Raw genomic sequence first — 26991 nt, 5'->3', positions numbered from 1 at the left:
TGGGCGCGACGTCCGGACGGCCCGTCCCCCGGCGTGGCGGCGCCGCGCGGGCGCGCTCGCGCGCGGACAATCCCCCCATGACGGCCGCGACCGGCACGACCTCCGCCCCCGGCGACCCCTCCCCGCCCGCCACCGGGTTCGCCCGCCGCCACGCGGCGCTGCTCCTCGGCGGGCCGGGCCGCGTGGCGGGCGTCGACGTCGCCCGTGGCGTGGCCGTGCTGGGGATGTTCACCGCGCACGTGGGCTGGACGACCGAGGACCTCGGTGAGGTGTCGGGCTGGCTCTCGGTGGCGCACGGCCGGTCGTCGATCCTCTTCGCGCTCGTGGCCGGGGTGTCCCTCGCGATCGTCTCGGGCGGGCGGACGCCGCTCGACGGGCTCCCCGCGCTGCAGAGCCGCACGCGCATCCTCGTGCGGGCGGTCCTCCTGCTCGGGCTCGTGGGCCTGCTCGACCTGCTCGGCACGCGCGTGCTGCTCATCCTCGGGTTCTACGCGGCCTACTTCGTGCTCGCCCTGCCCTTCCTGCGCTGGCGGCGCCGGGACCTCCTCGTGCTCGCGGGCGTCCTCGCCGTGGTCGGCCCGGTGCTCGCGTCCTGGCTCCCCGAGGCGCTCGCGCGCGCGGGCCTGCACCTGCCCGACGACGGGTCGGGCGCGCTCACGGACTTCCTCGTGTCCGGGCACTACCCGGCGGTGGTGTGGATGGCGTACGTGCTCGTCGGGGTCGCGATCGGCCGGTCGGACCTGTCGTCGACGACCGTGCGCGTCGGGCTCGTGGGCGGCGGGCTGGTCGCCCTCGCGGTCGGGTACGGCGTGTCCGCCGCGGTCGTCGGGCCGCTCGGCGGCTCGCAGGCGGTCGAGGAGGCGGCCGCCGCGTGGTCGAGCACGCTGCGCCCGGAGCCGCTCGCGTGGGACGACCCGTGGCCGACGAGCGCGTACCTGTGGCTCGCCGGGCCGCACACCGACACGCTGCCCGAGGTCGTGGGGTCGGGCGGGTTCGCGGTGGCCGTGCTCGGGCTGTGCCTGTTCGCCGGGCGCGTCGGCCGGTGGGTGCTCGCCCCCGTCGCGGCCGTCGGCGCGATGGCGCTCACCGTCTACTCCGCGCAGATCGTCGTGCTGTGGGCGTGGGGCGACGAGGCGTACTCCCGGACGACGAACGGGCCCCTGCTCGTGCTCGTCCTCGCGACGCTCGCGGGCGCGACCCTGTGGCGCTGGGCGCTCGGGCGCGGACCGCTCGAGCGGCTGTTCGCGGCCGTCGCGGCGCGCGCGTCCGCGGTCACGACGACGCGCACCGGGTCGTAGGGTCGCCGCATGACGACTGCGACCGACGACACCGCACCCCGCCCCGCCCTGCGCCGCCTCGGCCGGTCCGGCCTGGCCGTGTCCGCCGTCGGGCTCGGCTGCAACAACTTCGGCCGGCCGCGCACCGCCACCGAGACGCTCGACGGGACGCGCGCCGTCGTCGACGCCGCTCTCGACGCCGGGGTCACGTTCTTCGACACGGCCGACACCTACGGCGCGCGGCCCGGGCTGAGCGAGGAGCTGCTCGGCCAGGCGCTCGGGTCGCGCCGCGACGACGTCGTGGTCGCCACGAAGTTCGGCATGTCGATGCGCGGCGCGGCGGGCGCGGACTTCGACGCGCGCGGCTCGCGGCGGTACGTCGTGCGGGCCGTCGAGGACTCGCTGCGCCGGCTCGGCACCGACCGGATCGACCTCTACCAGTTCCACACGCCCGACCCGCGGACGCCGATCGAGGAGACGCTGGCCGCGCTCGACGACCTCGTGCGCGCGGGCAAGGTGCTCTACGTGGGGCACTCCAACCGGGCGGGGTGGCAGATCGCCGAGGCCGAGCTCACCGCCCGCGCCGCCGGGACCGTGCGGTTCGTGTCCGCGCAGAACCAGTACAACCTCGTCGACCGCGCGGCCGAGCTCGAGGTGCTGCCCGCGGCGGCGGCGTACGGGATCGGCGTGCTCCCGTACTTCCCCCTCGCGAACGGTCTGCTCACGGGCAAGTACGCCCACGGCGCGCGGCCCGACGACGGGCGCCTCGTCACGACGAAGCCGCACCTCCTGGAGTCGGCGCCGTGGGAGGCGCTCGCACGCCTCGGCGCGTTCTGCGAGGTGCGCCGGATCAGCGAGGTGCAGGTCGCGTTCGGGTGGCTGCTGTCGCGCCCGCAGGTGTCGAGCGTGATCGCCGGCGCGACGAAGCCGGAGCAGGTGCGCCAGAACGCCGCGGCGGGCGCGTGGGTGCCCACGGCCGAGGACCTCGCGGAGCTCGACGGGATCTTCCCGCCGGCCGCGAAGGTCGCCCCGTACTGACCGGCGCCCGGCGACCGGGCGCTCTCGCCCTGGTCGCCGGGCACGGCCGGGCCTACCGTGGGGTCATGGCCTCGTGGGAGGACGTCGAGCGGATCGCGACGGTGCTGCCGGACACGGACCTCAAGGGTCCGCGGCGGTGGACCGTGCACGGCACGCTGTTCGTCTGGGAGCGACCCCTGCGTGCCAAGGACCTCGACGAGCTCGGCGACGCCGCGCCCGCCGAGCCGCCCGTCGCGTTCCGCGTCGCCGACGAGGGCGAGAAGGAGGCGCTGCTCGCCGACGAGCCGGACGTCTTCCTCACGACGAGCCACTTCCACGGCTACCCGGTCGTGCTCGCGCGCCTCGACCGCCTCGCGGTGCCCGAGCTCGAGGAGCTCGTCCAGGACGCGTGGCTCGCGCGCGCCCCGAAGCGGCTCGCGCGCGAGTACCTCGACCGCACCGAGTGAGGCGCGGCGGCGTCACCAGGAGAACACGGCCACCGCGTAGATCGCCCACGCCGGCTCGACCGCGACGGTGACGTCCTCGGGGTCGTACACGGTGTAGACGACGTCCCACTCGCCGCTCGTCCCGCGCTCGATCGTGTCGGGGCGCTCGAGGAGCGCGTCGGGGGCGAAGTCGTAGACCCTCCGGGGCACGAGCCCCCCGGAGACGGGCTGGATCTCGAGGTCGCGCGGGTCCACGGCCCTGCTCGTGCCGTTGGTGACCCGGACGCGGATCCGCACGTAGTGCGGGTGGTCGTCCTCGCGCTCCGTCGCGTACTCGCTCAGGGTGTACGGGCGCGGCGCGGAGACCGAGACGACGAGGCCGTCGTCGTACCGCACGGACTCCCCGAACCAGACGCGGTCCGCGGCCGCGCCGATCCTCACCCCGTCCTCGCCGCCGCCCGAGCCCAGCGGGTACCCCCGCAGCGAGGTCGCGACCGCGTACCCCGGCCCGAACGACGGCACGACGTCGACCGTCACCCACGCCGTGAGGACGGCCGTGCCCGTGAGCAGCGCGACCAGCGTCCGCGCCCCTCGTGCGCCACGTCGCCGCGCGAGCGCTCCGACCACGAGCACCGCGACCCCCGCGAGCGCGTACGGGACGCCGACGTGCGCCCAGCCGCGCCACGACGACGCGACCTCCGTGGCGAGGACGGCGACGACGAGGAGCACGCCCGCGCACGCGGCGACGACGGCCGCGCCGTCCCACCTCCGCGCGGCGCTCCGCCCCGCGGTCGACAGGACGGGCGCGGCCGTCGCCGCAGGCTCCGGGTCGTCGGACGCCTGCCCGGACCCGCCGCCCGGGTCGGGCTCGGTGGGCGCGAGCGCGGCCTCGGCGGGCGCGGGGGCGGCAGCACCGGCCGCGGGCTCGCCGGGTCCCTCGGCGCCGTGCGCCGTCCCCCACGCGGGGACGGTCGGCGCCGCGTCCTCGGGCGGGCCCGCGGGGTCCTTCGTGCTCACGGCCGGTCCTGGGGTGCTGGGGCGGTCAGGGGGGTCAGTACGCGCTCGCGCGCGTGACCTCGAACGTCGCGGTGCGCATCGCCTCGAGGTTCTCCTCGTCGATGTACGTGAACACCTCGACGGTCTCCGACTCGCCCGGCGCGAGCTCGTCCGTGTACGCGAAGTCCGACTCGATCACGGTGCCGTCGGCGGCGATCGCATCGACGTCGAGGTCGAACGTCAGCGGCTCGTCGGACGTGTTCGTCAGCGTGAGCGGCAGCGTGGACTCGACCCACCCGTACTCGTCGGGCTCGCCCTCGAACGCGCCGAACTCGACGCCGAGGTCGTTCGCGAGGATCTCCTCGGTCGCCTCGCCGGACATGCGGTCGAGCTCCTCGTCCCACTCGGACGTCTCCTGCTCGAGGTCGACGATCGCCTGCTCGTACTGCGAGCTCGCGTTGTTCGCCGCGACGACGACCACGACCCAGATCGCGATGGTCACGAGGACGGACGCGACGCCGAGCGCGATCGCGGCGATCGAGAAGCCCTTGCCGGTGCGCCCGCGCTTGACCTGGGACAGGCCGACGAACCCGAGCACGACGCCGGCGATGCCGAGCACGACCGCGAACAGGTTGAGGAACGGGATCCAGCTGCCGAGGAAGCCGAGGATCGCGAGCACGAAGCCGACGATCGCGAGCGTGCTCGTCGACGACGCGGGCGCGCCGTACGCCGGGTAGCCGCCGTTGTACGGGGAGCCGTAGGGCTGCTGCGCCGGGTCCGGGTAGGGCTGGGGGTACCCCTGCTGCTGCGCCGGGTCGGCGTAGGGCGCGGCGTAGCCCTGCTGGGCGGGGTCAGGGTACGGCTGGCCGTAGCCCTGGGGCGCGGACGCCGGAGCCTGCCCGGGCGCGCCGTAGGGAGCCTGCTCGGGCGACGACCCGTACGGCGCCGTCGCGGGGTCGGACCCGTACGGGGCCTGCTCCGGGGACGGGGCGTACGCGGGGGCGCCTGGGGCGGGCTGCGGGTCGCCCTGCGGCGCCGGGCTCGTCCCCTGCGGCCGGTACGGGTCGAACTGGTACGGGTCTTGCGGTGCCGTGGGCGGCTGCGACATGGTGCTCCTCCGCGGCGTCGCCGCGAGTCGTTCGTACGGGTGGGCGGAGGGCGACGCCCTCCCGACGCGCCGGGCCTTCACAGCACGTTCACGAGCATTCTTCCCGGTTCCGCCCACATCGGGAAAACGGCCCGGCGGGTGAACTCCGGCCCGGCCCGTCTCGGCACCCCTCTCGTACCCTGGGACGGTGCCCCTCACCACGACCACGACCGGCGACCCGACCGGCGCCGGGCCCGTCGCCGCGCGCCCGGCGGGCGCGGCGCGCCCGGTCGTGCTCGCCGCGGACGAGTGGGCGGAGCGCGAGCGCGCGCACGCGGAGCGCGCCGACGCGTTCACCGCGGGCTGGCGCGCGCGCAAGCCGCGGCGCGAGAAGCACGCGATCGAGGACTTCCTCTTCACGTACTACCCCACGCGCCCGGCCCAGCTCCGGCGCTGGCACCCGGGCCCGGGCGTCGTGCTCGCTCCCCCGGCAGGCCGCGCCGCCGCCGGGTCGCCGGACGACGCCCCCGACCCGTACGCGACGCGCGCCGGGTGGCGGTGGTACCGCGAGACGCGCGAAGGCCTGACGCTCGACGTCGACGCGTTCCTCGCCGACCGGGGCGACACCGTGCGCTACCTGCGCGCCCTGCTCGCCGCCACGGCCTCGCGGCCGGGACGGTTCGGGTGCTTCGGCCTGCACGAGTGGGCGATGGTCTACCGCGACAAGGAGGCGGGCCGCGACCACCGGCACCCGCTCCCCCTGCGCCTCGGCCACGCGGGCACCGACCGCGTCGTCGAGTCGCACCCCGTGCAGTGCTCCCACTTCGACGCGTTCCGGTTCTTCACGCCCGAGGCCGGTCCGCTCAACCGCCTGCAGCCGACGCGCGAGACCCAGCCCGCCCTGGAGCAGCCGGGGTGCCTGCACGCGACCATGGACCTCTACAAGTGGGCGCTCAAGCTCACGCCCGCCGTGCCGGGCGACGTCGTGCTCGACTCCTTCGAGCTCGCGCGGGACGTCCGCGTCGTCGACATGCAGGCCAGTCCGTACGACGTGTCGTCGTACGGCCTGGCGCCCGTCGCGATCGAGACGCCCGAGGGCAAGGCGCAGTACGTGCGCCACCAGCGCGCGTTCGCCGAGCGCGGCGCCGCGCTGCGCGAGCGGCTCCTCGCGGCGTGCGACGCGCTGCTCGCGAACGCCGACCCGGCGGTCAGTGCGACAGCATCCCGCTGACGAGGCACCGCCACGTCACGGGCCCGACGACGCCGTCGACGGCGACCTCCGGGAAGCCCGCGTGCAGCGCCTCCTGGAATCCGCGCACCCACGCCTCGGTGCGCGGCCCGAGCTGCCCGTCGATCGCGAGCACGGGGTCGGGGCCGCCCGACAGGTCGCGCGCGACGGCCTCGCGCTGCACGGCCCGCACGGCCTCGCCGACGCTCCCCCGGCGCACGACCACGACGAGCGCGGCCGACGTGACGGGGCCGGCGACGCCGTCGACGTCGAGTCCCGCGGCGTCCTGGAAGGAGCGCACGGCGACCTCGGTGCGCGGCCCGAGCAGCCCGTCGACCGCGAGCTCGTGCCCGCGGTGGCGCAGCAGGTGCTGGAGCGTCTGGACCGGGTGCCCGTTCGCGCCGCGACGGACCCGCGGCCAGGCCGGCAGCGTGGTGATGACGATCGACATCGCGTTCCCCCTCGTGCGGACACGGGCCCGGCGGAGGCCCGCCGTGAGGCACCCGCGCCCCGTCGTCTAGGGAGCGGACCGGGCCGCGCGAGATACACGACGGCCACCGCGCGTCCGCGTGCGAGGATCCGTCGGGTGAGCCGTGCCGAGCGAATCGCCGAGATCCCGACCGGGCCCGTGGCCGTCCCGCCCGCCGTCCGCACCCTCGCCGGGGACGACGTCGTCACGCCCGTGTGGCGCAACGTGCTGGGCGGGCTGACCTTCCGCCTCGACCCCGGCCCGGGCCGGGAGGCGGGCGGGACCCGGTACGTCAAGTGGGCACCCGCGGGGGTCCCGGGGCTCGACCTCGCCGCGGAGGCCGCGCGCCTCGCGTGGGTCGGCGACCGCACGCCCGTGCCGCGCGTCCTCGACCACGGGACCGACGCCGACGGCGCCTGGCTCGTCACGCAGGCCGTACCCGGCCGCTCCGCTGTCGAGGCCCGCGAGACCGGCGACCCGGCGGGCGCGGCCACCGCGATCGGTCGCGGCCTGCGCGCGCTGCACGAGGCGCTGCCCGTCGCGTCCTGCCCCTTCACGTGGTCCGTCGCGGACCGGGTCGCGAACGCCGACGCGCGCCTCGCCCGCGGCGACGGCCCGGCGCAGTGGTTCCCGGAGCACCGTGGCATCCCCGTCGCCGAGGCGAGGGCACGACTCGACGACGCACCCGCCGTCGACCGCCTCGTCGTGTGCCACGGCGACGCGTGCGTGCCCAACACGCTCCTGCACGACGACGGCTCGTTCGCCGCGCACGTGGACCTCGGCTCGCTCGGGGTCGCGGACCGCTGGGCCGACCTCGCCGTCGCCGCCTGGAGCACCGAGTGGAACTACGGCCCCGGGTACGACGGCCACGTCTACACGGGCTACGGCGTCGAGCCCGACCCCGAGCGCATCGCCTACTACCGCCTGCTCTGGGACCTCTCCTGACCCGTCGGGCGAGGGACGGCCGCGACCGGTCCGTCCGGCCACGGCCGTCCCCCGCGCGGTGGTCCGCGTGCGCACCGACGTCCGGTGCTCACGCGTGGCGCGCCGCGAACCCGTCGGGGGCGCGGTCGAGGAACGTCGTCACCGACGACACGAGCCCGTCCGACCGCACGTGCAGCACGTCGGTGCCCGTCGCGAACTCGCTCCCGTCGGGCGCGACGACGCGCCAGCGCAGCCGCAGCCGGTCGTCGTGCAGGTCGGGATCCGTGCGCGCCTCGAAGCGGTGGCCCGCGAGGTGGCCGAGCAGCTCGGTCGCGAACGCGAGCACGGCGTCGGCTCCCTCGGCGCGCGTCACCGGGGCCACGTACTCGACCCCGCGCGCGAACGTCCGCGCCGCGCGCCGGTCGCGCTCGGCCGCGTCCGCGGTGTTCCAGAACTCCAGGTAGCGCTCGACCGCGGTCGCGGTCCGCGTCGTCGTCTCGGACATGGTCCCTCCTCGGGTCGGCGCCTGGTCCGCGGCGCCCTGCGGTCCGGCGGACGGCCGGAGCACCACCGTCGGGCGGGCCGGCGCACCGTGTCGATGACCTCGGAGGTAGTTGGCGCGCGTCGGCGCCGGCGGCAGGGTGGGTCCATGGCACCCGTGGACGTACCCGTCGGATCGATGCTGCGCGAGTGGCGCGTGCGGCGTCGATGCTCGCAGCTCGACCTCGCGCTCGGCGCCGACGTGTCGGCGCGCCACATCAGCTTCCTGGAGACGGGCCGCGCACGCCCCAGCCGGGAGATGATCGACCGCCTGTGCGACGAGCTCGACGTGCCGCTGCGGGCGCGCAACGACGTGTACCTCGCGGCCGGGTACGCGCCGCGGCACCGGGAGACGCCGCTGTCCACCGCGACGCTCGCGGCGGCGCGGCGCGCCGTCGACCTCGTGCTCGCCGGTCACGAGCCGTTCCCCGCGATGGCCGTCGACGGACGCTGGGACCTCGTCGCTGCGAACGCGGCCGCGGGCGCGTTCCTCGACGACGTCCCCGACCACCTGCGCGCACCGCGCACCAACGTGCTGCGGCTGACGCTGCACCCGGACGGACTCGCGCCGCGGATCGCGAACCTCGCCGAGTGGGGCGGGCACGTGCGCCGCCGCGTGCGGCGCCAGCTCGAGCGCACGGGCGACCCGGCGCTCGCCGCGCTGCTCGCGGAGGTCGAGGGGTACCTCCCGCCGCCCGACCACGGGCACGAGGACCGCGTGGCGGCGGGCGACGCCGTCGTGCCGCTGCGGCTCGCGACGCCCGACGGCGAGCTCGCCTTCCTCTACACGATGACGGTGTTCGGGTCCCCGCGTGACGTCACGCTCGACGAGATCGCGATCGAGTCGTTCTTCCCCGCCGACGACGCCACGGCGGCCGCGCTCGGCGTCGCGCGCTGACCGCCGTCTACCGGCGCGGCTGGTGCGCGGGGACGCCCTGCTCGGCGAGCTCGGCGGTCTCCGCGACGCGGCGCGCCCGGGTCTCGGGGCGCTTCGCCTCGACGATCCACCCGAGGACCGAGCGCCGGACGCCGGGCGTGAACGCGTCGAAGCGCTCGCGCGCGCCGGGGCGGGCCGCGAGCGCCGCGGCGAGGTCGTCGGGCACGACGAGCGCCTCGGCGTCGTCGTGCCGCGTCCACGACCCGTCGGCCTTCGCCGCCTCGACGACGGCGCGACCCGCGTCGGTCATGCGACCGTCGGCCTCGACCCGCGCGACGCGCTCCTTGCTGAGCCGGGTCCAGCGGCTGCCGCGCCGACGCCGCGTGAACCAGAGCGCGTGGCGGTCGGCGTCGACCGTCGCGGCCTGCCCGTCGATCCAGCCGAAGGAGAGGGCCTCCTCGATCCACGGCTCGTAGCCGTACGTCGGGCGGCCGCTCTCGCGCCGCCACGTCAGGAGCCACACCCCGGGTTCGGGGTCGTCGTGATGGTCGGCGAGCCACGCCCGCCACTCCTGCGGCGTCTCGGCGTGGACCGCCGGTCGGCCCCGGTACTCGTCCTCGGTCACCGCGCCTCCGTCGTCGGTCCGGGGCACCAGCGTGCCCGACCCGGCACCGGGGCGCCAGGGGTCGACGGCGGCCCGGGAGGCGTTCCCTCGGCGCCTCCCGGGCCGGTCCGTCGGGCCCTGCCGCACCGTGGCGGGTGCGGCAGGGCTGCGCGTGGAACCGGGCCGCGGCGGCCCGGCTCCACGCCCGGTCAGGAGCAGGTCGCGGCGTCGTACGCGGCCGTGACCTGCTGGGGCTCGCCGTCGGGCGCGGTCACGGTGACGGTGACCTCGCCCGCCTCGACCGCGGCGGCGCGCGTCGCGAACGACTGGTACGCGCTCGCCCCGGGCGCGACGCCGGCGACGAGGCGCGAGCCGTACGGGGTCGCGAGCTCGATCGCGACGGCCTGCTCGCCCGTGTTGAGCGCGCGGACCGCGACGAACGCCCGGGCGCCGAGGCAGCGGGCCTGCGCCGTGACCTCGACCTGCGGTCCCGGTGCGACGCCGACCGCGTCGGTCGCGACCGCGAACACGTGGAACCGCGTGTTGCGGGGCAGCGTGAGGCTCGTGAGGACCTTGCCGTCGGGCACCGTGACGGGCGCGGTGGCGTAGAGGCCGCAGCCGAACTTGTCGGTCCCCGTCCCGTTGCCGCGCGCGCCCGGCTTGGCGACGAGGACGTTGCCGGGCTCGGGCGAGCCGGTGCACCAGTCGCTGAGCACGACCGGGACGGTCTCGCTCGACCCGTCGGCGAACCCGAGCACGAGGTCGCCGCCCTGCGTGCCGTGCGTCGCCGTCCCGACGAGCGAGAGCGTGCGCGTGCCGCGGTGGGCCTCGGGGACGTCCAGCACCTGCCCGTCGGCGGCGACGTTGTCGGGCTCTCCCGCGGGCGGTGCGCCGAGCAGGTAGGTGAGGTCGGTGCCCGGCACGGTGAGCTCGAGGCCCTGGACCACGCCGAGGTCGGCGAGCAGGTCGCGCAGGAGGTACGCGCCCGAGCCGTCGAGGTCGGCGTTCGCCGCCCCCGCGTCACCGATGCCCACGTTGTCGAAGGCGTCCGCGATCCACGACTCGCCCGAGACGACGACCTGGAGCTCGCGCACGGCCTCCGTCCCCGCCGCGTCGCGCACGACGACCCGCACCGTGTGCACGCCCTGCTCGGCGTCCGCGGCGGCCGCGAGCGTGACCGTGCCCTCGACCGTCGCGGGCAGGCCGTCGGACTCCGCCGTCCACTCGGCGAGGTCGGTCGTCGCGGTGACCGCGCCGTCCGAGGTGACCTCGAGCGTGCCGCTGGACGTGCCCGAGCCCTGCGCGACGACCTGGACGGCGACCTCGGTCTGCCCGCCCGGGGCGAGGACAGGCCGGCGCGGCGTCGCGCCCACGAACAGGCGCTCGACCGTCCCGTCGGCCGGCACGACGGCGCCGGGCGAGGCTGCGGGGTCGGTCGCCCACGCGGACGGGGCGGACCCGACCTCGACGTCGAGCGTCCCCGCCGCGGTCAGCTCGTCGCCCGTGACCCACGCGCGGTCGAGGGGCTCGCCGCCGAGCGCGACGGACTGCGTGTAGTGCGCGTCGGGGGCGACGCCCTCGGCGGTGAGGCGCAGCGAGTCGCGCCCGAACACCTCGGGGTCGAGCGTGATCGTCACGTCGTCGAACAGGGGGGTCGTCAGACCCCACAGGTCCGTGCCCGGGACGATCGGGTACACGCCGATCGACGACAGCACGTGCCACGCGGACATGGTGCCGAGGTCGTCGTTGCCCGTGACGCCGTCGGGGCCGTCGGTGAAGAGCGTCGCCGCGGCGCGCACGACGTCGGTCGTCTTCCACGGCTGGCCGGTCCACAGGTACACGTAGGGCGCGTGGAGGTTCGGCTCGTTGTTGGGGTTGTAGGTCTCCCAGCCGTAGTAGTCGTACGTGCCGTTGACCCACACCTCGCTCGCGACGCGCGCCGGGTCCTCGACGAGCTCGTCGTACGCGAAGAACGCGTCGAGGCGCTCGACGGCGGCGTCGGTGCCGCCCATGAGGTCGAACAGGCCCGGGACGTCCTGCGGGACGAGCCATTGGTACTGCACCGCGGTGCCCTCGTGGAACCCGTCGGAGTGCGCCGGGTCCGGGTCGCCCACGAAGAAGCCGTCGGCGTTGCGCGCGCGGAAGCTGCTCGTGCGCGGGTCGAACACGTTGCGGTAGCTCTGGCCGCGGGCGGCGTACCGGTGGGCGTCCTCGTCGTGACCGAGGCCGCGCGCCATCGTCGAGAGCATCGCGTCGGCGAGCGCGTACTCCATGGTCGCCGAGCCGCCGTGCTGGAGGTCGTAGTCGCCGGGCTTGCCCGAGCGCGCGGGCTCGTGCGGCACGAAGCCGTCGCGCAGGTACTCGACGTTGGCGGCGCGCCCGTTGTACGGCGAGTCGGCGGGCGGGACCTCGTCGGCGTTCTGCCGCAGGACGGCGTACGCCTCCTCCTCGTGGCCCGCGAGCAGCCCCTGGCGCCACGCGCTGACGAGGAACGGCGTCGCCGGGTCGCCCGTCATGATGTTGGTCTCGACCGTGCCGTACCCCCAGCGCGGGAGCCAGCCGCCCTGCTGGCCCTGGCGCACGAGCGAGAGCGCCATGTCGGCCGACTCGTCGGGCGCGAGCAGGTAGAGGAGCTGCTGCTGGGTGCGGTACGTGTCCCACAGCGAGTAGTTCTGGTAGTAGGTGAAGCCCGGTTCCGCGTCGTGGACCTCCTGGTCCCAGCCGCGGTAGCGCCCGTCGACGTCGGACCCGACGTTCGGCGCGAGGAAGCTGCGGTACAGCGACGAGTAGAACGTGCGCAGGTCGTCCTCCGCGCCCTGCGCGACCCGCACGAGGCCGAGCCGCTCCTCCCAGGCCGCACGCGCGGCGTCGTGCACGGCGTCGAACGTGCCGGCCTCGGCGGCGAGGTTCGCCGCCGCGCCCTCGGCGCCGACGTAGCTCATCGCGGTCACGGCCTCGACGTCGAGGTCGCCGTCGGTGGTGTCGAACGTGACGTACACGCCGCGGCGGCCCTCGCCGCCGGACGCCGCGTCGGAGCCCGCGATGACGGTCTCGCCGTCCCACGTGCCGTGCGCGACGAAGGGGCGGTCGAACGTCGTGCGGGTCCAGATCGTCTGCGGCTCGGTGTCCTGGCAGAAGCCGCGCACGGTGATCCGGGTCTCGACCGTGCGGTCGTCGACCACGCGGACGTCCGACCCGGTCACGCGGTTGAGGGCCTGCCCGGCGTTGAGCAGCACGTTGGCCTGCGTCGTCGCCGGGAACGTGTAGCGCTGCACGCCCGTGCGCGCGGTCGCGGTGAGCTCGGCGTCGATCGTGCCCGCGGCCGCCTGGAGGCCGACGCGGTAGTAGCCGGGCGAGGCCTCCTCGTCGTCGTGCGAGAAGCCGAGCGCGTACTGGCCGTAGTCCGTCGACGTGACGGGGCCGGTCGTCGGGAGGACCGGGAGCGGGCCGCCGAGCCCGCAGCCCACGCCCGAGAGGTGCACGAGCGAGAAGCCGCGGACCGACGTGCGGTCGTAGTCGTAGCCGACGTTGTGCCCGTTGTCCGGCGAGAGCTGGACCATGCCGAACGGCACGGCCGCGCCGGGGTAGGTGTTGCCGTCGTCCTTGGTCCCGATGAACGGGTTCACGTAGTCCACGAGCGGGGCGTCGACCGCGGCGACCGCCGTCGTGGCCTCGGCTCGTGCTGCGGACGCCGGGACGGGCGTGGCGTGCGCGGCGAGCGGGAGCGCGAGGCTCGCCGCCGTGGCGAGGGCGACGGCGGCGCTCGTGCGGCGCCGGGCTCGCGCCGGGCGTGGTGGTCCGGACCGGGACGGACGAGGACGGCGACCGGGCTCGGTCGCGCTGTCGGTGCGCATGTGGTGCTCCCCTTGCCCCCACGGCGTCGTGGGATCGTGGTCGTCGGTGACTCGCGGCATACCCTCGCACACGTTGACAGCGCTGTCGAGCCTGCCGACCGACGCCCGGTGCGCCCGACACCTGACACACTCGTGCCGTGACCACCACCACCGGCCGCACCCCGGCTCTCCTCGCCCACGTGCCTGCGCCGACGGGCAGGGCTCCCGACCCGGACGCGCTCTACGAGGGGTTCACCACGTGGGCGACCGAGCAGGGCCTCGAGCTCTACCCGCACCAGAGCGAGGCGCTCATCGAGCTCGTCACGGGCTCGCACGTCATCCTCTCGACGCCCACCGGCTCGGGGAAGTCGCTCGTCGCGATGGGCGCGCAGTTCGCCGCGCTCGCCGCCCACCGGTCCGGCCGCGGCGGCCGCACGTACTACACCGCGCCGCTCAAGGCGCTCGTCAGCGAGAAGTTCTTCGCGCTCGTCGCGGCGTTCGGCTCGAAGAACGTCGGCATGACGACGGGCGACTCCGCCGTGAACCCCGACGCGCCGATCATCTGCTGCACGGCCGAGATCCTCGCGAACATCGCGCTGCGCCGCGGCGGCGAGACCGCGCCCGACGACGAGGACGCGATCTCCCAGGTCGTCATGGACGAGTTCCACTTCTACGCCGACCCGCAGCGCGGGTGGGCGTGGCAGGTGCCCCTGCTCGAGCTGCCGAGCACGCAGTTCCTGCTCATGTCCGCGACGCTCGGCGACACGACCCGGTTCGTCGAGGAGCTCGAGGAGCGCACCGGCCGGCCCGTGGCCGAGGTGACCACCGCGCAGCGGCCGGTCCCCCTGCACTTCAGCTACGTCGTCGAGCCACTGACCGAGGTCATCGAGGAGCTCGTCAGCACGCGCCGCGCCCCGGTGTACGTCGTGCACTTCACGCAGAAGGACGCCGTCGAGCGCGCGCAGTCGCTGCTGTCGATGAACGTCGCGACGAAGTCCGAGAAGGAGGCCATCGCCGCCGAGCTCGGCGACTTCCGCTTCGGCACCGGGTTCGGCAAGACGCTCAGCAAGTTCCTGCGGCACGGCGTCGGCGTGCACCACGCGGGCATGCTCCCCAAGTACCGGCGCGTCGTCGAGCGCCTCACGCAGGCCGGGTTGCTCAAGGTCGTGTGCGGCACGGACACGCTCGGCGTGGGCATCAACGTGCCCATCCGCACCGTGCTGCTCACGAGCCTCGTCAAGTTCGACGGCGAGCGCATGCGCCACCTCACCGCGCGCGAGTTCCACCAGATCGCAGGGCGCGCGGGCCGCGCCGGGTACGACACCGTGGGCGAGGTGCTCGTCATGGCGCCCGAGCACGTCATCGAGAACCGCAAGATGCTCGCCAAGGCGGGCGACGACCCGAAGAAGCTCAAGAAGATCGTCCGGAAGAAGGCGCCGCAGGGCTCGGTCAACTGGACCGACGCGACGTTCGAGCGCCTGCGCGACGCCGAGCCCGAGCCGCTCACGAGCCACTTCACGGTCACGCACGCGATGGTGCTCAACGTCCTCGCGCGCACCGCCCAGCACGGCCGCCCGCAGCCCGGCGACGCGGACGCGGACGACCCGCGCCGCGACCCCGTCGAGGCCATGCGGCACCTGCTCCTCGCGAACCACGACACGGAGTCCCAGCGCCGCGAGCACGTGCGCCAGACGTTCCGCATCTACCGGTCGCTGCGCGTCGCGGGGATCGTCGAGCGCGTACGCGTGCCCGACGCGTCGCGCCCCGCGGGCTACCGCCCGAGCGTGCGCCTCGTCGGCGACCTCCCGCGCGAGTTCGCGCTCAACCAGCCGCTGTCGCCGTTCGCGCTCGCCGCGCTCGACCTGCTCGACGTCGAGGGCGCGACCCACGCGCTCGACGTCGTCTCCGTCATCGAGGCGACGCTCGACGACCCGCGCCAGGTGCTCTACGCGCAGCAGAACGCCGCCAAGGGCGAGGCGGTCGCCGCGATGAAGGCCGAGGGGTACGAGTACGAGGAGCGCATGGCGCTGCTCGAGGAGATCACGTGGCCCAAGCCGCTCGAGGAGCTGCTGGCGCCCGCGTTCGCGATGTACAAGCGGTCGAACCCCTGGGTCGCGGACGCCGAGCTCTCCCCCAAGTCCGTGGTTCGCGACATGGTCGAGCGCGCCATGACGTTCGCGGAGTTCGTGTCCGTCTACGGGCTCGAGCGCACCGAGGGCGTGGTGCTGCGCTACCTCGCGGACGCCTACCGCGCGCTGCGCCAGGTGGTCCCGGACGAGCACCGCACCGAGGAGGTGCAGGAGATCGTGGAGTGGCTCGGCGAGCTCGTGCGCGGCGTCGACTCGTCGCTCCTCGACGAGTGGGAGCGCCTCGCGCACCCGGTGGACGACGACGCGGACGGCGAGGTCGGCGACGGACCGCTCTCCGGGGCGGGTGCCGAGGCGCCCGCGCGCCCCGTGACGGGCAACCCGCGGGCGTTCCGCCGCCTCGTGCGCAACGCGCTGTTCCGCCGCGTCGAGCTCGCGGCGCGCGAGGACTACCGGGCGCTCGGCGCGCTCGACGGCCGCGCGGGCTGGGACGCGGACGCGTGGGGTGACGCCCTGGACCCGCTGTTCGAGGACCAGGGGGACGACGCGATCGGCATCGGCCCGGGTGCGCGCGCGGCGGCGCTGTTCCAGGTCGTCGAAGCGGGCGCACCGCTGCCCGCGGGCCACGAGGGCCGGACGGCGGAGCACGCCCCCGCAGGGGTCGTCCCGGCGGGCACGTGGCTCGTGCGGCAGGTGCTCGACGACCCGGCCGGCGACCACGACTGGGCGATCACCGCGAGCGTCGACCTCGCGGCGAGCGACGAGGCGGGCGAGCCCGTGGTGACGGTGCTCGCGGTCGGCCCGCTGTAGGCCCGACCGGCCCTCCGCGACCAGCCCTCCGCGGGCCCAGGTCCGCGTCGCCCCCGACGCGCGGCAGACCCGCTACGCGAGCGGCAGGAGGCCCCTCGCCGCGAAGACCCGCTTCGCGGCGGCCGTCGCGTTGAGCGCCCGCGGGAACCCGCAGTAGACCGCGGACTGCAGCAGCGCCTCGACGATCTCCTGCGGTGCGAGCCCGACGTCGAGCGCCGTGCCCACGTGGATCTCGAGCTGCGGCTCGCACCCGCCGAGCGCGCAGAGCATGCCGAGCGTGACGAGCTGGCGGTCGCGCGGCCCGAGCCCCGGGCGGGCGTAGACCTCGCCGTACGCCCACGCGGCGACCTGGTGCTCGAGCTCCGGGGACACGTCCCCGAGCGCGTCCCGCAGCGCCGCACCGGCGCCCGGGTTGACCGCGTCGAGCACCGCCCTCCCCTGCTCGTAGCGTTCGGCGCGCGTCGTCGCCCGGTCCTGCGTGCTCTCCCCCTGCGTCACGAGGCGCAGCGTAGGCGAGCGCCCGCGCGCGACGGCGCCCGGTCTCGCAGGGCGGCCGTCACGCCTCGCGGCGCCGGTCGCGCCGCGCGGGCTGGTGCTCGAAACCGGCGGCGACGTACGTCGCGACGCCGCCGGCGTTGGCCGCGGGCGTGGCGACGAGCGCGCTCGACGCGCCGAGCGCGCGCAGCGCGACCAGGCCCGCGAGCGTCGCGGCCCGGCCGAGGCCCCGGCCGCGGTGGTCGGCGTGCACGCCCAGAGGTTCCACCAGTCCGGGGCGGCCCGCGCCCGCCGACCACACGCCGACGACGGCCGCGGGCTCGCCCGCCGCGTCGACGTCGTGCAGCAGGAGGCACCGCGCGTCCGCGAACGGCAGTCCGCCGGCGAGGGCGTGCCAGCGCTCGGGCGCGGCGCGGGCGCCGTCGAACGCCGAGCGCAGCACCTCGGCCCACGCGGGCGCGTCCGCCGGACCGACCACGTGCGCCCGCACGCCCGGGTCCTCCACGGGGCCCGTGAGATCACGGCGCAGCAGCGCCCACGGCTCGTCCTGGGCCCAGCCAGCGTCGGCCAGACGCTCGTCGATGAGCGCACCGACAGGCGACTCGACGGACGCCTGGCCCAGGCCGAGGACACCGCAGGCCGGGTCGGCGGCGTCCGCGGCGACCCGCCGGGCGAGCTCGTCGTCGCGCAGGAGGTCCGGCGCGACACCCAGGCGCAGGAGGCCCGGCCCGTCGAGCAGCCCGACGGCGACGACGCGCCCGTCACGGCGCCACGTGCGCAGCGCCGCCGCGGTCGCGGTGGCGCCTAACCGCCAGAACCATCCGACGTCGCCCGGGTGCAGCTGGAGCGGGGCGGCGTCGTCCTGCCACGCGCGCACCGCGTCCAGCACCTCGCCGAGCTGCTCGACCCGCGGCGTCGCGGTCTCGATCACCATGCCTCGATGAGACACCACGCCACCGCGCGGGCGCGCCCTCTTTTCGCGCGGAGGGCCACCGCCGCACGGGTCCCGCCGCCGGGGTCCGCCGCCCACGAGCCGGTCGCGAGGTCAGGCGCCGCGCGGCCGCAGGTCGCGGCGCAGCACCCGGCGCCGCACGGTCGGCCGCGCGACCTCCTCGAGCCCTGCGGCCCGGAACGCCTGGACGCTGCCCACCGAGTTCTCGCCCCACGTGATCGGGGCACCCGACGGGTCGAGGATCGGGTAGCCCTCGACCGCGGCCGCGCCACGCTCGCGCGCGAGGTCGACGGCCGCGCGCGCGAGGTCGTACGTGAGGCCGAGGCCCCGGAACCCCGCGCGCACGACGAAGCACGCGACCGCCCACACGTCGGGGTCGTCCTTGTCCTGGGCGTCGCCCGCCGCCCGTCCGGTCCAGGGCACGGGGCTGCCGCGCAGGCGCCGGAACGAGGGGCGTGGCCCGACCGCGACCCACCCGGCGGGCTCGCCGTCGAGGAACGCCACGAGACCGCTCGTCGTCGGGGCGTCCGGGTCGTCGCAGCTCGTCTGCTCGTGCAGGAGCCGCGCGCGCTCCTCGGGCGGCGTCGCGTACCAGACCCGGTCGCCGAGCACCTGGCGCTGGCACCAGCACGTCGCGGGGTACCCGCGGTCGCCGAACACGGCCGCGAGGTCGTCCCACGTGACCTCGTTCGCCGGGCGCACGACGACGGCCCCGGGCCTGCCGGGGTGCGCCGCGCCGGGTGCCGCCACGGTCCGACCGTACGCCGACGCGCCGGGCCGCGCACCGGCGTCGGGACCTCCCTCCGGCCCTACCGTGGGCTCATGAGCGACGCACCGCGACCGGGCGAGCACCCCGACGAACCGCACCGTCCGAGCACGGGGTCACGGCTCAACCGGCTGCGCGCCGGGGTGCTCGGGGCGAACGACGGCATCGTGTCGACGGCCGGTGTCGTCGTGGGCGTCGCGGCGACGAGCACGTCGGTCCCCGTCATCGCGACGGCCGGCGGCGCGGCGCTGCTCGCCGGCGCGCTGTCGATGGCCGCGGGCGAGTACGTCTCGGTGAGCACGCAGCGCGACACCGAGAAGGCGCTGCTCGCGACCGAGCGCCGCGAGCTCGCCGAGATGCCCGACGCCGAGCTCGACGAGCTGGCCGGGATCTACGAGGCGAAGGGCCTGACGCCGGACCTCGCGCGGCAGGTCGCCGTCCAGCTCACCGAGCGCGACCCGCTCGCGGCGCACGCCGACGCCGAGCTGCACCTCGACCCGGACGAGCTCACGAGCCCGTGGGAGGCCGCCCTCGCGTCCGTGGTGTCGTTCACCGTCGGCGGGCTGCTGCCGCTCGCGGCGATCCTCCTCGCCCCGGCGGGCGTGCGGATCCCGCTGACCTTCGTCGCCGTCGTGCTCGCGCTCGTGCTCACCGGCTGGGGCTCCGCACGGCTCGGCGAGGCGCCCACGCGGCGCGCGACGGTCCGCACGGTCCTCGGCGGCGCGGTCGCGATGGGCGTGACGTACGCGATCGGGTCCCTGCTCGACGTCAACGTGTAGCGCACCGCTGCGGCAGAATCGGCGCGTGGCCAAGAAGTCGAAGTCGTCCGCGCACGCCGGGACCCCCGCGGTCGCCCTCCTCGAGCGCGAGGGCGTCGCGCACACGCTGCACCCGTACGAGCACGACCCGTCGAGCGACCTGTCCTACGGCCTGGAGGCCGCCGCCGCGATCGGGGTGCCCGCCGAGCAGGTGTTCAAGACGCTGCTCGCCGTGGTCGACGGCGGCCCCCTCGTCGTGGGCATCGTGCCGGTCGACCGCCAGCTCGACCTCAAGGCGCTCGCGAAGGCGGCGGGCGGCAAGAAGGCGACGATGGCCGAGCCCGCCGTGGCCGAGCGCGCGACCGGCTACGTCGTCGGCGGCATCTCACCGCTGGGCCAGAAGCAGCGCCACCGCACGTTCCTCGACGACAGCGCGCTCGTTCTCGACGCGGTGTACGTCTCGGGTGGGCGCCGGGGCCTCGACGTCGGTCTCGCGCCGTCGGACCTGCTGCGCCTCACCGGCGGGACCGCCGCCCCCGTCGCCCGGTAGGGCGGGCGGCGACCGCCACGGTCAGCGCTGGTAGGCGGCGAACGGGGCGTCGGTCGGGACGACGTCCTTGCCGAGCGGCAGGAGCGAGACGGGGATGAGCTTGAGGTTCGCGATCCCGAGCGGGATGCCGATGATCGACACGAAGAGCGGGATCGCCGTGACGACGTGCCCGATCGCGAGCCAGATCCCCGCGACGAGCACCCAGACGACGTTCCCGATCGTCGACCACGCACCCGCGGTCGGCTTGTCGACGACGGTGCGGCCGAACGGCCACAGCGCGTAGCCCGCGATGCGGAAGCTCGCGATCCCGAACGGGATCGTCACGACGAGGATGCAGCAGATGATGCCCGCGACGACGTACCCCAGCGCGAGCCAGAGCCCGGCGAACACGAGCCAGATGATGTTGAGCAGTGTCTTCACGGCACCGTCCTTTCGCGACCATTCTCGCCGACCGCGGCCCCGGTGCCGATCGGGGACCACCCTGAGACGACCCGGGTCCTGCGGGCACCGTCCGACCTAGACTGACCGCATGCCCCTCCCCGAGCCGCCGTCCGTGCTGCCCGCGCAGGTCGCGCACAACCTCGCCCGGGTGCGGGACCGGGTGGACGCCGCGGCGCGCGCGGCGGGGCGTGCGCCGTCGGACGTCCGGCTGCTCGTGGCGACCAAGACGCAGCCCGCCGCCGCGGTGCGCGCGGTGGTCGAGGCGGGAGCGGACCTGATCGGCGAGAACCGGGTGCAGGAGCTCGTCGCGAAGGCGCCGGACCTCGCCGACCTCGTCGCCGCGGGGCGCGTCGAGGTGCACATGATCGGACACCTCCAGCGCAACAAGGTCAACCAGGTGCTCGCGACGGCGACCGGCGTCGAGAGCGTGGACTCGCGCGCGCTCGCCGAGGCGCTGTCGGTCCGCTGCGCGCGCGACGGCCGCGTGCTCGACGTCCTGGCCCAGGTGAACGTCTCGGGGGAGGAGTCCAAGTCGGGCGTGCGTCCCGACGACGCCGCCCCCCTCGCGACGGCGGTCGCCGCGCTCCCCGGCCTGCGGCTCGCGGGGTTCATGACGATCGGCGCGAACTCGCCCGACGAGGCCGAGGTCCGCTCGGGGTTCGCCCGCCTCCGGGAGGTGCGCGACGCCGTCGTGGGCTCGGGCGCGCCCGGCACCGCAGGCGCCCGTGAGCTGTCCATGGGCATGAGCGGCGACCTCGAGCTCGCGGTCGCCGAGGGCGCGACGATCGTCCGGGTCGGCACCGCCGTCTTCGGCCCGCGCCCCGCCCCTGCCCGCTGACACCCGCGGAGGCCTGTCCCGGGTCTACCGCGCGGGGAGCGCCCCGAGCCGGGCGAGCGCGCCGCGCACCCCCGCGACGCCGTCCCCCGCGAGCGCCTCGCGCGCCGCGTCGGCGTCGACGCCCGCGAGGAGCATGACGAGCGCCACGTGCACCTCGCCGTCGGCCTCCTGCAGCACGTCCTCGCACTCGGGTGCGCCGAGGCCCGTGGCCTGGACGAGCATGCGCACGATGCGGGCGCGCAGCTTCTGGTTGGTCGGGCGCACGTCGATCATGAGGTTCGAGTACGTCTTGCCGAGGCGGATCATCGTCGCCGTCGAGAACGTGTTGAGCACGAGCTTCTGGGCCGTGGCGGCCTTCATGCGCGTGGAGCCCGTGACGACCTCGGGGCCCGTGTCCACGAGGATCGCGACGTCGACGCCCTCCGCGAGCGGCGCGCCGGGGTTGGCCGAGACGAGCACCGTCCGCGCGCCGCGCTCGCGCGCGACGTCGAGCGCGCCGCGCACGTACGGGGTGCGGCCGCTCGCCGCGAGCCCGACGACGAGGTCGTGCGCCCCGACGGCGTCGACGTCGGCGCGCCCGAGCTCCACGTCGTCCTCTGCCCCCTCGACCGCGAGCATCATCGCGCCGACGCCGCCCGCGAGATGGGCGACGAACCACTCCTCGCCCACGCCGTAGGTCGGCAGGAGCTCGACCGCGTCGAGCACGCCGAGGCGGCCCGACGTCCCCGAGCCGACGTAGTGCACGCGCCCGCCCGCGCGCAGCGCCTCGACCGCGAGGTCCACGGCTCGCGCGATGTGGTCACGCTGCGCGCGCACGGCGTCCGCGACGCCCGCGTCCTCGTCGGTGATGAGCCGCACGACGTCGGCGGTGGGCAGCAGGTCGACGTCGGTGGTGCGCGGGTTGCGCTCCTCGGTCGGTGACGCGAGGCGCACGAGCGCCTGCCACTCCTCCGTGCTCGTGGCGAGGGTGGGGTCGGTCATCGGGTGCTTCCCTTCGTCGAGCCCGTCAGCGGGCTCTTGGCGCGCGGGCCCGGCAGCAGCCCGTGCGGAGTGTTGGCGAGCGCCAGTCGGCGCACGGGCCCGCTCGCGGCCTGCCACGGCAGCGGCGTGGGCGGCGTGAGCGAGCCGAGCACGACGGCACGCCGCGCTCCGGTGGCCCGCCGCCGGTGCTCGCCCGCGGCCGTCCCGGGCAGCCCGTGGGCCGAGAGGAAGCCGAGGAGAGCGAAGAGGTAGGCCTCCTTCGCGTCGACGGGCAGCCCGAGGGTGTCGGACGTGACGACCTCGCACGCGTGGGGCAGGCGCTCGGCGAGCGCTGCGCGCAGGCGGTCGAGCAGCACGGGGTTGCGCGCCCCACCGCCGGACGCGACGACGCGGCGCACGTCGTGCCCCGCGAGCGCGTCGGCGACGCTCACCGCGGTGAGCTCGGTGAGCGTCGCGACGAGGTCGGGCCCGGTGAGGCCGGGGCGCACGGCCGCGAGCCGGCGCTCGGTGTACGTGGTGTCGAAGAGCTCGCGCCCGGTGGACTTGGGCGCGGGCGCGGCGAAGTACGGGTCGTCGAGCAGCGCCGCGAGCGCGACGGGGTCGACGGTGCCTCGCGCGGCCAGCGCGCCGTCCTCGTCGTAGGCGAGGCGGCCGTCGGTGAGACGTGCGACCGCGACGTCGAGCAGGCAGTTGCCGGGCCCGGTGTCCCAGCCCGTGACCGGGTCGTCGACACGCCCGACGAGGGAGACGTTCGCGATCCCGCCGAGGTTGAGCGCCGCCGTGAGCCCGGCGTCGGGCGCGCCGTCGGTGCCCGTAGTGTCGTCCTCGCGACCGAGCCACAGCGCGTCGAGCACGCTCACGAGGGGCGCGCCGTGCCCGCCGGCGGCGACGTCGGCGACGCGGAAGTCGCTGACGACGGGCCGCTTGACGTGCTCCGCGACCCACGCGGCGTTGCCGAGCTGCAGGGTGCCGCGCGCGCGGGCGCCGACGACCCAGTGGTAGACGGTCTGCCCGTGCGACGCGACGAGGTCGACGTCGCCGCCGGCCACGTCGTCGATCGCGCGGCGGCCCGCGCGGCCGAGCTCCTGGCCGACGAGCGTGTCGAGCTGCGCGACCTCCGCCATGTCGACCGCGGCCGGCGGCAGCGCCGCGAGGATGCGCTCGCGCAGCGCGCGCGGCCAGGCGTACTCGGTGTGGCCGAGGGGACGCATGCGCAGCACGCCGTCGTCGCCGAGGGTGAGGTCGGCGGCGGCCGCGTCGATCGCGTCGACCGACGTGCCGGAGGACAGCCCGAGGACGATCATCGGGACCCCTCCCCCGGCGCGGTGGCGGGCCGGCCGCGCAGGAGCGCGACGGCGGCGCGTGCGTTCGCCCGCCCCGTGCCGCACGCGACCACGACGACCGCGCGCGGGGCGCCGTCGGCGGCGGGCAGGTCGGTGCCGAACCACTGCTCGACGGCGCCCGGGAATCCCGTGTGCACGACGACCGCGCCGGGGCGCGCCGCGAGCAGCTCGCCGAGGCGCGTCCGCTCGCCCGAGCCGAGGACGGGCTCGCGCGTGAGCACGAGCAGGGGCCGGTCGCTCGCACGCACCGTGGCGACCGCGTGCGCCCACGCGTCGGCGTCGGCCGGGCGCAGGTGGCGCACGTCCGGCCCGAACGCCTCGTCGAGCGCGCGCTGGACGTGCTGCGCGGTGCGGCCCGCGGCGTGGTCGAACCGGAGGCGGAGGTCGACGACGTCGGGCGTGCCGGTCACGACAGGTCCGTCCGCGGGCACCGGCCCGGCGAACCGGACGGCGCGCGCGGCGACCTCGGCGCCCACGCGGCCGAGCTCGTCGAGCGCCGCGAGCGCGGACTCGGGCGACGGCACGACGCCGCTCGCGGCCTGGCGCGCGCGGACCGCCGCCCGGGCGCGCGCCGTGCGGTCCGCGGACTCGCGCAGGCGGTCGAGCGTGACGCGTCCCGCGGTGACGGCGTCGACGAGCGCGTCCTGCGCCTGGCGGAACAGCGCCTCGTCGTCGCGGCCGACGGTCGTGCCGAGGCACAGCAGGTCGGCACCCGCCTCGACGGCGCGCACCGCGACCTCGCCGATGCCCGCGACGGCCCCCTCGGCGCCGAACGCCGCGACGGCGCCCATGTCGAGCGCGTCCGTGACGACCGGCCCCTCGAAGCCGAGCTCGCGCACGAGCGCGCCGACCGCGGGCTCGAGCGTGGCGGGCAGCGGCCCGAGCGCGGGGACGACGACGTGGGCCGTCATGACCGCGTCCAGCACCGCGTCGTCCGCGGGCGACGCCGGGTCGCGCCGGGTCATCGTCGCGACGAACGGGGGCAGGTCGCGCGCCCGCAGCTCGTCGGCGCTCGCGTCGACGACGGGCAGCGCGAGGTGGGAGTCGACGTTCGTCGCGCCGTGCCCCGGGAAGTGCTTGCCGCACGCGCCCGCGCCGCCCGCGTGCAGGCCGCGCACGAACGCGGCGCCGTGGCGCGCGACGAGCGCCGGGTCCGCACCGAACGACCGGACGCCGATGACGGGGTTGTCCGGGTCGGAGTTCACGTCGAGGTCCGGCGCGAGGTCGAGGTCGACGCCGGTCGCGGTGAGGAGGCGGCCGAGCGCGACGCCTACCCGCTCGGTGACCTCGACGTCGTCGACGATCCCGAGCGCCGCGTTGCCCGGCAGGCTCGATCCCGTCGCGGCCTCGAGGCGCGACACGTCGCCGCCCTCCTCGTCGATCGCGACGAGCAGGTCTGGCGACGCCCCGCGCAGGCGCGCGGTGAGGCGGGCCGTCGTCGCGACGTCGGGCGTGTTGTGCCCGAACAGCACGACCCCGGCCAGCCCGTCGCGCGCGGCCTCGGCGAGCCACGCCGGCGGGTCGTCCGTGCCGGTGAACCCGGGCAGGAGCACCCCGTTGACGGCGCGCACGACGTCGCTCGCGGCCGGGCGCGCGCGCTCCGGCGACGGCGTCGGGCGGGTCGTGCCGCTCATCCCTTCACCGACCCCGCGGTGAGGCCCGACGACAGGTTGCGCTGCACGAGGACGAAGAACACGAGGACGGGCAGCGTGATGATCGTCGACGCGGCCATGACCGCGCCCCAGTCGGTCGTGTTCTCCCCGAAGAACTTCTGCAGGCCGATCGGCACGGTGTACTTGCTCGACTGCTGGAGGAACGTCAGCGCGAAGATGAACTCGTTCCACGCGGTGATGAAGGAGAACACGCTCGTCGCCACGACGCCGGGCGCCACGAGCGGCACGAGGATCTTCCAGAACATGCGCCCCCACGACGCGCCGTCGAGGTACGCGGCCTCCTCGAGCTCGACGGGCACCGCGGCGACGAAGCCGCGCAGGGTCCAGATCGCGAAGGGCAGCGCGAACGCGAGGTAGACGATCGTCAGGCCCAGGAGCGAGTTGAGCATGTTGAGGTTGCGCATCTGCAGGAACAGCGGGATGACGAGGGCCTCGAGCGGGACCATCTGCACCATGAGGATGAGCACGAGCATCGACTTGCGGAACCGGAAGCGGAACCGGCTCACCGCGACCGCGGCGAGCAGCGCCACGACCGACGACGCGAGGACCGTGCCGAGCGCGACGAGGACCGAGTTGCGCAGGTAGTGGCCGAACCCGCCGTCGTCGATGACGCTGACGAAGTTGTCCCACGTGACGCCGGCCGGCAGGAGCCGGGCGCCGCGCGTCGCGGCCTGCGGGTCGATCGCGGACGAGAACATCCAGTACGCGGGGAAGAGCGAGAAGGCGAGGAGGGCGACGAGCCCGACCGTCTTCGCGGCGGCGACGCCGGGGCGACGGGGACGCGCGCGCAGGGTCTGGCCTGCCGGCGCGGCGGTGGGGGTGTCGACGACGGCGGCGCTCACAGCTCCTCCTCCTTGAACAGGGTGCGCATGTACACGAGCGTGATGCCGAGCAGGATGAGCGTGAGCAGGACCGCGATGGCCGAGCCCATGCCGTACTTGCCCTGCGCGAACGACTCGATGTACGACCACACGCCGAGGTTGAACACGTCCTTGTTGCCGCCGTTCCCGCCGGGCATGAGGTAGATCTGCGTGAAGACCTTGAAGTCCCAGATGGTCGACAGGATCGTCACGACCGCGAACACCGGGCGCAGGATCGGCGCGGTGATCGACCAGAAGCGGCGCCACGCGCTCGCGCCGTCGACCTTCGCCGCCTCGTGCAGCTCGTTCGGGATCGTCATGAGTCCCGCGAGCACGGTGATCGCGACGAACGGGAAGCCGTGGTGCACGACGTTGAGCGTCGCGATCGCGTAGAACGACAGGCGCTCGGTGAACCAGTTCACCGTGCCGGGCTCGATCGCGCCGACGCCCTCGAGCACCGAGGCGACGAGGCCGTTGAGCGGGTCGAAGATCCAGACCCACACGTACGTGCCCGTGATCGCGGGCACGGCCCAGGCGACCATGATCGCCGTCGCGCCGACGCCCCGCCAGAACCCGCCGAGCGTGTTGAGGAACAGCGCGACCGCGGTGCCGAGCGCGACCGTGAGCACGACGCACGCGAGCGCGAAGAGCACGGTGTTCGGCAGGACCGTCGTCCACAGGTAGCTGTCGCCGAGGATGTCGGCGTAGTTCTGCAGGCCGACCCAGTTCGACTCGCCGCTCGCGATCTGGCGCAGCCCGTAGTCCTGCAGCGAGAGCAGGACGACGCGCACGAGCGGCCACAGGAGCAGCACGCCGAGCACGACGAGCCCGGGCGCGAGGAGCAGCCAGGGGCGCAGCGGGGAGCGGTGGCCGAGGCCGCCGGCGCGGCGCCGGCGCGTGCCCGTGGGCGCGGTGCCCGACGTCGGCCGGTCGGCCGGGGCGGCCGGGTCCAGCGAGGCGCCGGGCGCGGCTCGAAGGTCTGCCATGGGGATGAGGTCCTGTCGGTGGTGCGTGCGGGGCGGGGCCCCGGGGAGGCCGGTGGCGGCGGGGGGGGGGGGGGGCGGGGGGGGGGGGGCCCCCCCCCCCCCGGGGGGGGGGGGCCCCCCCCGCGGGGGGGGCGGGGGGCAAAAACAACCCCC

25 protein-coding genes are annotated in these 26991 nt (G+C 75.8%); 10 read left to right on the top strand and 15 right to left on the bottom strand.

Going from position 1 to position 26991, the window contains the following annotated elements; all coding sequences use genetic code 11:
* Window positions 1-77 precede the first annotated feature (77 nt).
* The 3 genes from GYH36_RS04670 (at window position 78) to GYH36_RS04660 (ending at window position 2761) form a co-directional block, all read left to right on the top strand.
* Complete coding sequence (locus tag GYH36_RS04670) at window positions 78-1298, top strand: heparan-alpha-glucosaminide N-acetyltransferase domain-containing protein (RefSeq protein ID WP_162289245.1); 1221 nt, start codon at window positions 78-80, stop codon at window positions 1296-1298.
* 9 nt (window positions 1299-1307) lie between these two features.
* Entirely contained in the window at window positions 1308-2315 is a 1008-nt protein-coding gene (locus GYH36_RS04665) for an aldo/keto reductase (protein ID WP_162289244.1), read from the top strand.
* A gap of 65 nt (window positions 2316-2380) precedes the next feature.
* A complete protein-coding gene (locus tag GYH36_RS04660; RefSeq protein ID WP_162289243.1) occupies window positions 2381-2761 on the top strand; it encodes an MmcQ/YjbR family DNA-binding protein in 381 nt (126 codons plus the stop codon).
* 12 nt (window positions 2762-2773) lie between these two features.
* On the opposite strand, the gene GYH36_RS04655 is transcribed toward GYH36_RS04660, so the two are convergent.
* Both GYH36_RS04655 and GYH36_RS04650 read right to left on the bottom strand, forming a co-directional pair.
* On the bottom strand, window positions 2774-3757 hold the full coding sequence (locus GYH36_RS04655) for a hypothetical protein (RefSeq protein ID WP_162289242.1): 984 nt from the start codon (window positions 3755-3757) through the stop codon (window positions 2774-2776).
* Between the two features lie 34 nt (window positions 3758-3791).
* Complete coding sequence (locus GYH36_RS04650; protein ID WP_162289241.1) at window positions 3792-4844, bottom strand: DUF4190 domain-containing protein; 1053 nt, start codon at window positions 4842-4844, stop codon at window positions 3792-3794.
* A gap of 271 nt (window positions 4845-5115) precedes the next feature.
* Here GYH36_RS04650 and GYH36_RS04645 point away from each other — a divergent pair, with 271 nt between their 5' ends.
* Window positions 5116-6054: a 3-methyladenine DNA glycosylase gene (locus GYH36_RS04645; RefSeq protein ID WP_162289270.1), complete on the top strand. Its 939-nt coding sequence runs from the start codon at window positions 5116-5118 to the stop codon at window positions 6052-6054.
* Here GYH36_RS04645 and GYH36_RS04640 read toward each other — a convergent pair.
* Window positions 6032-6502, bottom strand: a complete 471-nt coding sequence (locus GYH36_RS04640) for a peptidoglycan-binding domain-containing protein (RefSeq protein WP_162289240.1) — start codon at window positions 6500-6502, stop codon at window positions 6032-6034. The two genes, GYH36_RS04645 and GYH36_RS04640, sit on opposite strands and share 23 nt — an antisense overlap.
* Window positions 6503-6637: 135 nt before the next feature.
* Here GYH36_RS04640 and GYH36_RS04635 point away from each other — a divergent pair, with 135 nt between their 5' ends.
* Window positions 6638-7465, top strand: a complete 828-nt coding sequence (locus GYH36_RS04635) for an aminoglycoside 3'-phosphotransferase (protein WP_162289239.1) — start codon at window positions 6638-6640, stop codon at window positions 7463-7465.
* Between the two features lie 88 nt (window positions 7466-7553).
* Here GYH36_RS04635 and GYH36_RS04630 read toward each other — a convergent pair whose 3' ends face one another.
* The gene (locus GYH36_RS04630; RefSeq protein ID WP_162289238.1) at window positions 7554-7949 is read right to left on the bottom strand and encodes a nuclear transport factor 2 family protein; all 396 of its coding nucleotides are present in this window, start codon (window positions 7947-7949) and stop codon (window positions 7554-7556) included.
* 144 nt (window positions 7950-8093) lie between these two features.
* Between GYH36_RS04630 and GYH36_RS04625 the strand changes: the two genes are divergently transcribed.
* On the top strand, window positions 8094-8882 hold the full coding sequence (locus tag GYH36_RS04625; RefSeq protein WP_162289237.1) for a helix-turn-helix domain-containing protein: 789 nt from the start codon (window positions 8094-8096) through the stop codon (window positions 8880-8882).
* Between the two features lie 7 nt (window positions 8883-8889).
* Here the strand turns inward: GYH36_RS04625 and GYH36_RS20255 are convergent, their stop codons facing one another.
* Window positions 8890-9486, bottom strand: a complete 597-nt coding sequence (locus GYH36_RS20255) for a YdeI/OmpD-associated family protein (RefSeq protein ID WP_162289236.1) — start codon at window positions 9484-9486, stop codon at window positions 8890-8892.
* 188 nt (window positions 9487-9674) lie between these two features.
* A complete protein-coding gene (locus GYH36_RS04615; RefSeq protein ID WP_203231573.1) occupies window positions 9675-13319 on the bottom strand; it encodes a glycoside hydrolase family 92 protein in 3645 nt (1214 codons plus the stop codon).
* Between the two features lie 137 nt (window positions 13320-13456).
* On the opposite strand from GYH36_RS04615, the gene GYH36_RS04610 reads away from it, so the two are divergent.
* A complete protein-coding gene (locus GYH36_RS04610) occupies window positions 13457-16195 on the top strand; it encodes a DEAD/DEAH box helicase (RefSeq protein ID WP_162289235.1) in 2739 nt (912 codons plus the stop codon).
* A 72-nt stretch (window positions 16196-16267) separates the two neighbouring features.
* Here the strand turns inward: GYH36_RS04610 and GYH36_RS04605 are convergent, their stop codons facing one another.
* The 3 genes from GYH36_RS04605 to GYH36_RS04595 form a co-directional block, all read right to left on the bottom strand.
* Entirely contained in the window at window positions 16268-16693 is a 426-nt protein-coding gene (locus GYH36_RS04605) for a carboxymuconolactone decarboxylase family protein (RefSeq protein WP_162289234.1), read from the bottom strand.
* Between the two features lie 58 nt (window positions 16694-16751).
* Window positions 16752-17624, bottom strand: coding sequence for a GNAT family N-acetyltransferase (locus GYH36_RS04600; RefSeq protein WP_162289233.1), 873 nt, complete (start codon window positions 17622-17624; stop codon window positions 16752-16754).
* Between the two features lie 111 nt (window positions 17625-17735).
* Entirely contained in the window at window positions 17736-18392 is a 657-nt protein-coding gene (locus GYH36_RS04595; protein ID WP_115942858.1) for a GNAT family N-acetyltransferase, read from the bottom strand.
* 72 nt (window positions 18393-18464) lie between these two features.
* On the opposite strand from GYH36_RS04595, the gene GYH36_RS04590 reads away from it, so the two are divergent.
* Together GYH36_RS04590 and ybaK are read left to right on the top strand one after the other, a co-directional pair.
* A complete protein-coding gene (locus GYH36_RS04590) occupies window positions 18465-19187 on the top strand; it encodes a VIT1/CCC1 transporter family protein (RefSeq protein WP_024840704.1) in 723 nt (240 codons plus the stop codon).
* 25 nt (window positions 19188-19212) lie between these two features.
* Window positions 19213-19716, top strand: a complete 504-nt coding sequence (gene ybaK / locus GYH36_RS04585; RefSeq protein WP_162289232.1) for a Cys-tRNA(Pro) deacylase — start codon at window positions 19213-19215, stop codon at window positions 19714-19716.
* Window positions 19717-19737: 21 nt separating this feature from the next.
* Here ybaK and GYH36_RS04580 read toward each other — a convergent pair whose 3' ends face one another.
* On the bottom strand, window positions 19738-20136 hold the full coding sequence (locus tag GYH36_RS04580; RefSeq protein WP_162289231.1) for a YccF domain-containing protein: 399 nt from the start codon (window positions 20134-20136) through the stop codon (window positions 19738-19740).
* Between the two features lie 109 nt (window positions 20137-20245).
* Here GYH36_RS04580 and GYH36_RS04575 point away from each other — a divergent pair, with 109 nt between their 5' ends.
* Window positions 20246-20995, top strand: coding sequence for a YggS family pyridoxal phosphate-dependent enzyme (locus GYH36_RS04575; protein ID WP_162289230.1), 750 nt, complete (start codon window positions 20246-20248; stop codon window positions 20993-20995).
* A gap of 24 nt (window positions 20996-21019) precedes the next feature.
* On the opposite strand, the gene murQ is transcribed toward GYH36_RS04575, so the two are convergent.
* From murQ to GYH36_RS04550, 5 genes are read right to left on the bottom strand one after another with little or no spacing between them, the layout of a single operon-like run.
* Complete coding sequence (gene murQ, locus GYH36_RS04570) at window positions 21020-21976, bottom strand: N-acetylmuramic acid 6-phosphate etherase (RefSeq protein ID WP_162289229.1); 957 nt, start codon at window positions 21974-21976, stop codon at window positions 21020-21022.
* Complete coding sequence (locus tag GYH36_RS04565) at window positions 21973-23280, bottom strand: anhydro-N-acetylmuramic acid kinase (RefSeq protein WP_115943718.1); 1308 nt, start codon at window positions 23278-23280, stop codon at window positions 21973-21975. Before GYH36_RS04565 ends, murQ begins: the two co-directional genes overlap by 4 nt.
* Window positions 23277-24953: a glycoside hydrolase family 3 N-terminal domain-containing protein gene (locus tag GYH36_RS04560; RefSeq protein ID WP_155098972.1), complete on the bottom strand. Its 1677-nt coding sequence runs from the start codon at window positions 24951-24953 to the stop codon at window positions 23277-23279. The genes GYH36_RS04565 and GYH36_RS04560 overlap by 4 nt, the downstream gene beginning before the upstream one ends.
* Window positions 24950-25783, bottom strand: a complete 834-nt coding sequence (locus GYH36_RS04555; protein ID WP_034604439.1) for a carbohydrate ABC transporter permease — start codon at window positions 25781-25783, stop codon at window positions 24950-24952. Before GYH36_RS04555 ends, GYH36_RS04560 begins: the two co-directional genes overlap by 4 nt.
* A 47-nt stretch (window positions 25784-25830) precedes the next feature.
* On the bottom strand, window positions 25831-26838 hold the full coding sequence (locus GYH36_RS04550; protein WP_024840696.1) for a carbohydrate ABC transporter permease: 1008 nt from the start codon (window positions 26836-26838) through the stop codon (window positions 25831-25833).
* Between the last annotated feature and the right edge of the window lie 153 nt (window positions 26839-26991).

Source organism: Cellulosimicrobium composti (assembly GCF_010287905.1).
Classification (GTDB): domain Bacteria; phylum Actinomycetota; class Actinomycetes; order Actinomycetales; family Cellulomonadaceae; genus Cellulosimicrobium; species Cellulosimicrobium composti.
This window is presented reverse-complemented; position numbering and strand designations above follow the sequence as displayed.

Coding starts and splice junctions, on each gene's coding strand:
- GYH36_RS04660 (WP_162289243.1), top strand. CDS start 2,381: ATGGCCTCGTGGGAGGACGTCGAGCGGATCGCGACGGTGCTGCCGGAC.
- GYH36_RS04630 (WP_162289238.1), bottom strand. CDS start 7,949: ATGTCCGAGACGACGACGCGGACCGCGACCGCGGTCGAGCGCTACCTG.
- GYH36_RS04565 (WP_115943718.1), bottom strand. CDS start 23,280: ATGATCGTCCTCGGGCTGTCCTCCGGCACGTCGGTCGACGCGATCGAC.
- GYH36_RS04670 (WP_162289245.1), top strand. CDS start 78: ATGACGGCCGCGACCGGCACGACCTCCGCCCCCGGCGACCCCTCCCCG.
- GYH36_RS04650 (WP_162289241.1), bottom strand. CDS start 4,844: ATGTCGCAGCCGCCCACGGCACCGCAAGACCCGTACCAGTTCGACCCG.
- GYH36_RS04665 (WP_162289244.1), top strand. CDS start 1,308: ATGACGACTGCGACCGACGACACCGCACCCCGCCCCGCCCTGCGCCGC.
- GYH36_RS04600 (WP_162289233.1), bottom strand. CDS start 17,624: ATGGTGATCGAGACCGCGACGCCGCGGGTCGAGCAGCTCGGCGAGGTG.
- GYH36_RS04625 (WP_162289237.1), top strand. CDS start 8,094: ATGGCACCCGTGGACGTACCCGTCGGATCGATGCTGCGCGAGTGGCGC.
- GYH36_RS04575 (WP_162289230.1), top strand. CDS start 20,246: ATGCCCCTCCCCGAGCCGCCGTCCGTGCTGCCCGCGCAGGTCGCGCAC.
- GYH36_RS04640 (WP_162289240.1), bottom strand. CDS start 6,502: ATGTCGATCGTCATCACCACGCTGCCGGCCTGGCCGCGGGTCCGTCGC.
- murQ (WP_162289229.1), bottom strand. CDS start 21,976: ATGACCGACCCCACCCTCGCCACGAGCACGGAGGAGTGGCAGGCGCTC.
- GYH36_RS04550 (WP_024840696.1), bottom strand. CDS start 26,838: ATGGCAGACCTTCGAGCCGCGCCCGGCGCCTCGCTGGACCCGGCCGCC.
- GYH36_RS04615 (WP_203231573.1), bottom strand. CDS start 13,319: ATGCGCACCGACAGCGCGACCGAGCCCGGTCGCCGTCCTCGTCCGTCC.
- GYH36_RS04590 (WP_024840704.1), top strand. CDS start 18,465: ATGAGCGACGCACCGCGACCGGGCGAGCACCCCGACGAACCGCACCGT.
- GYH36_RS04560 (WP_155098972.1), bottom strand. CDS start 24,953: ATGAGCGGCACGACCCGCCCGACGCCGTCGCCGGAGCGCGCGCGCCCG.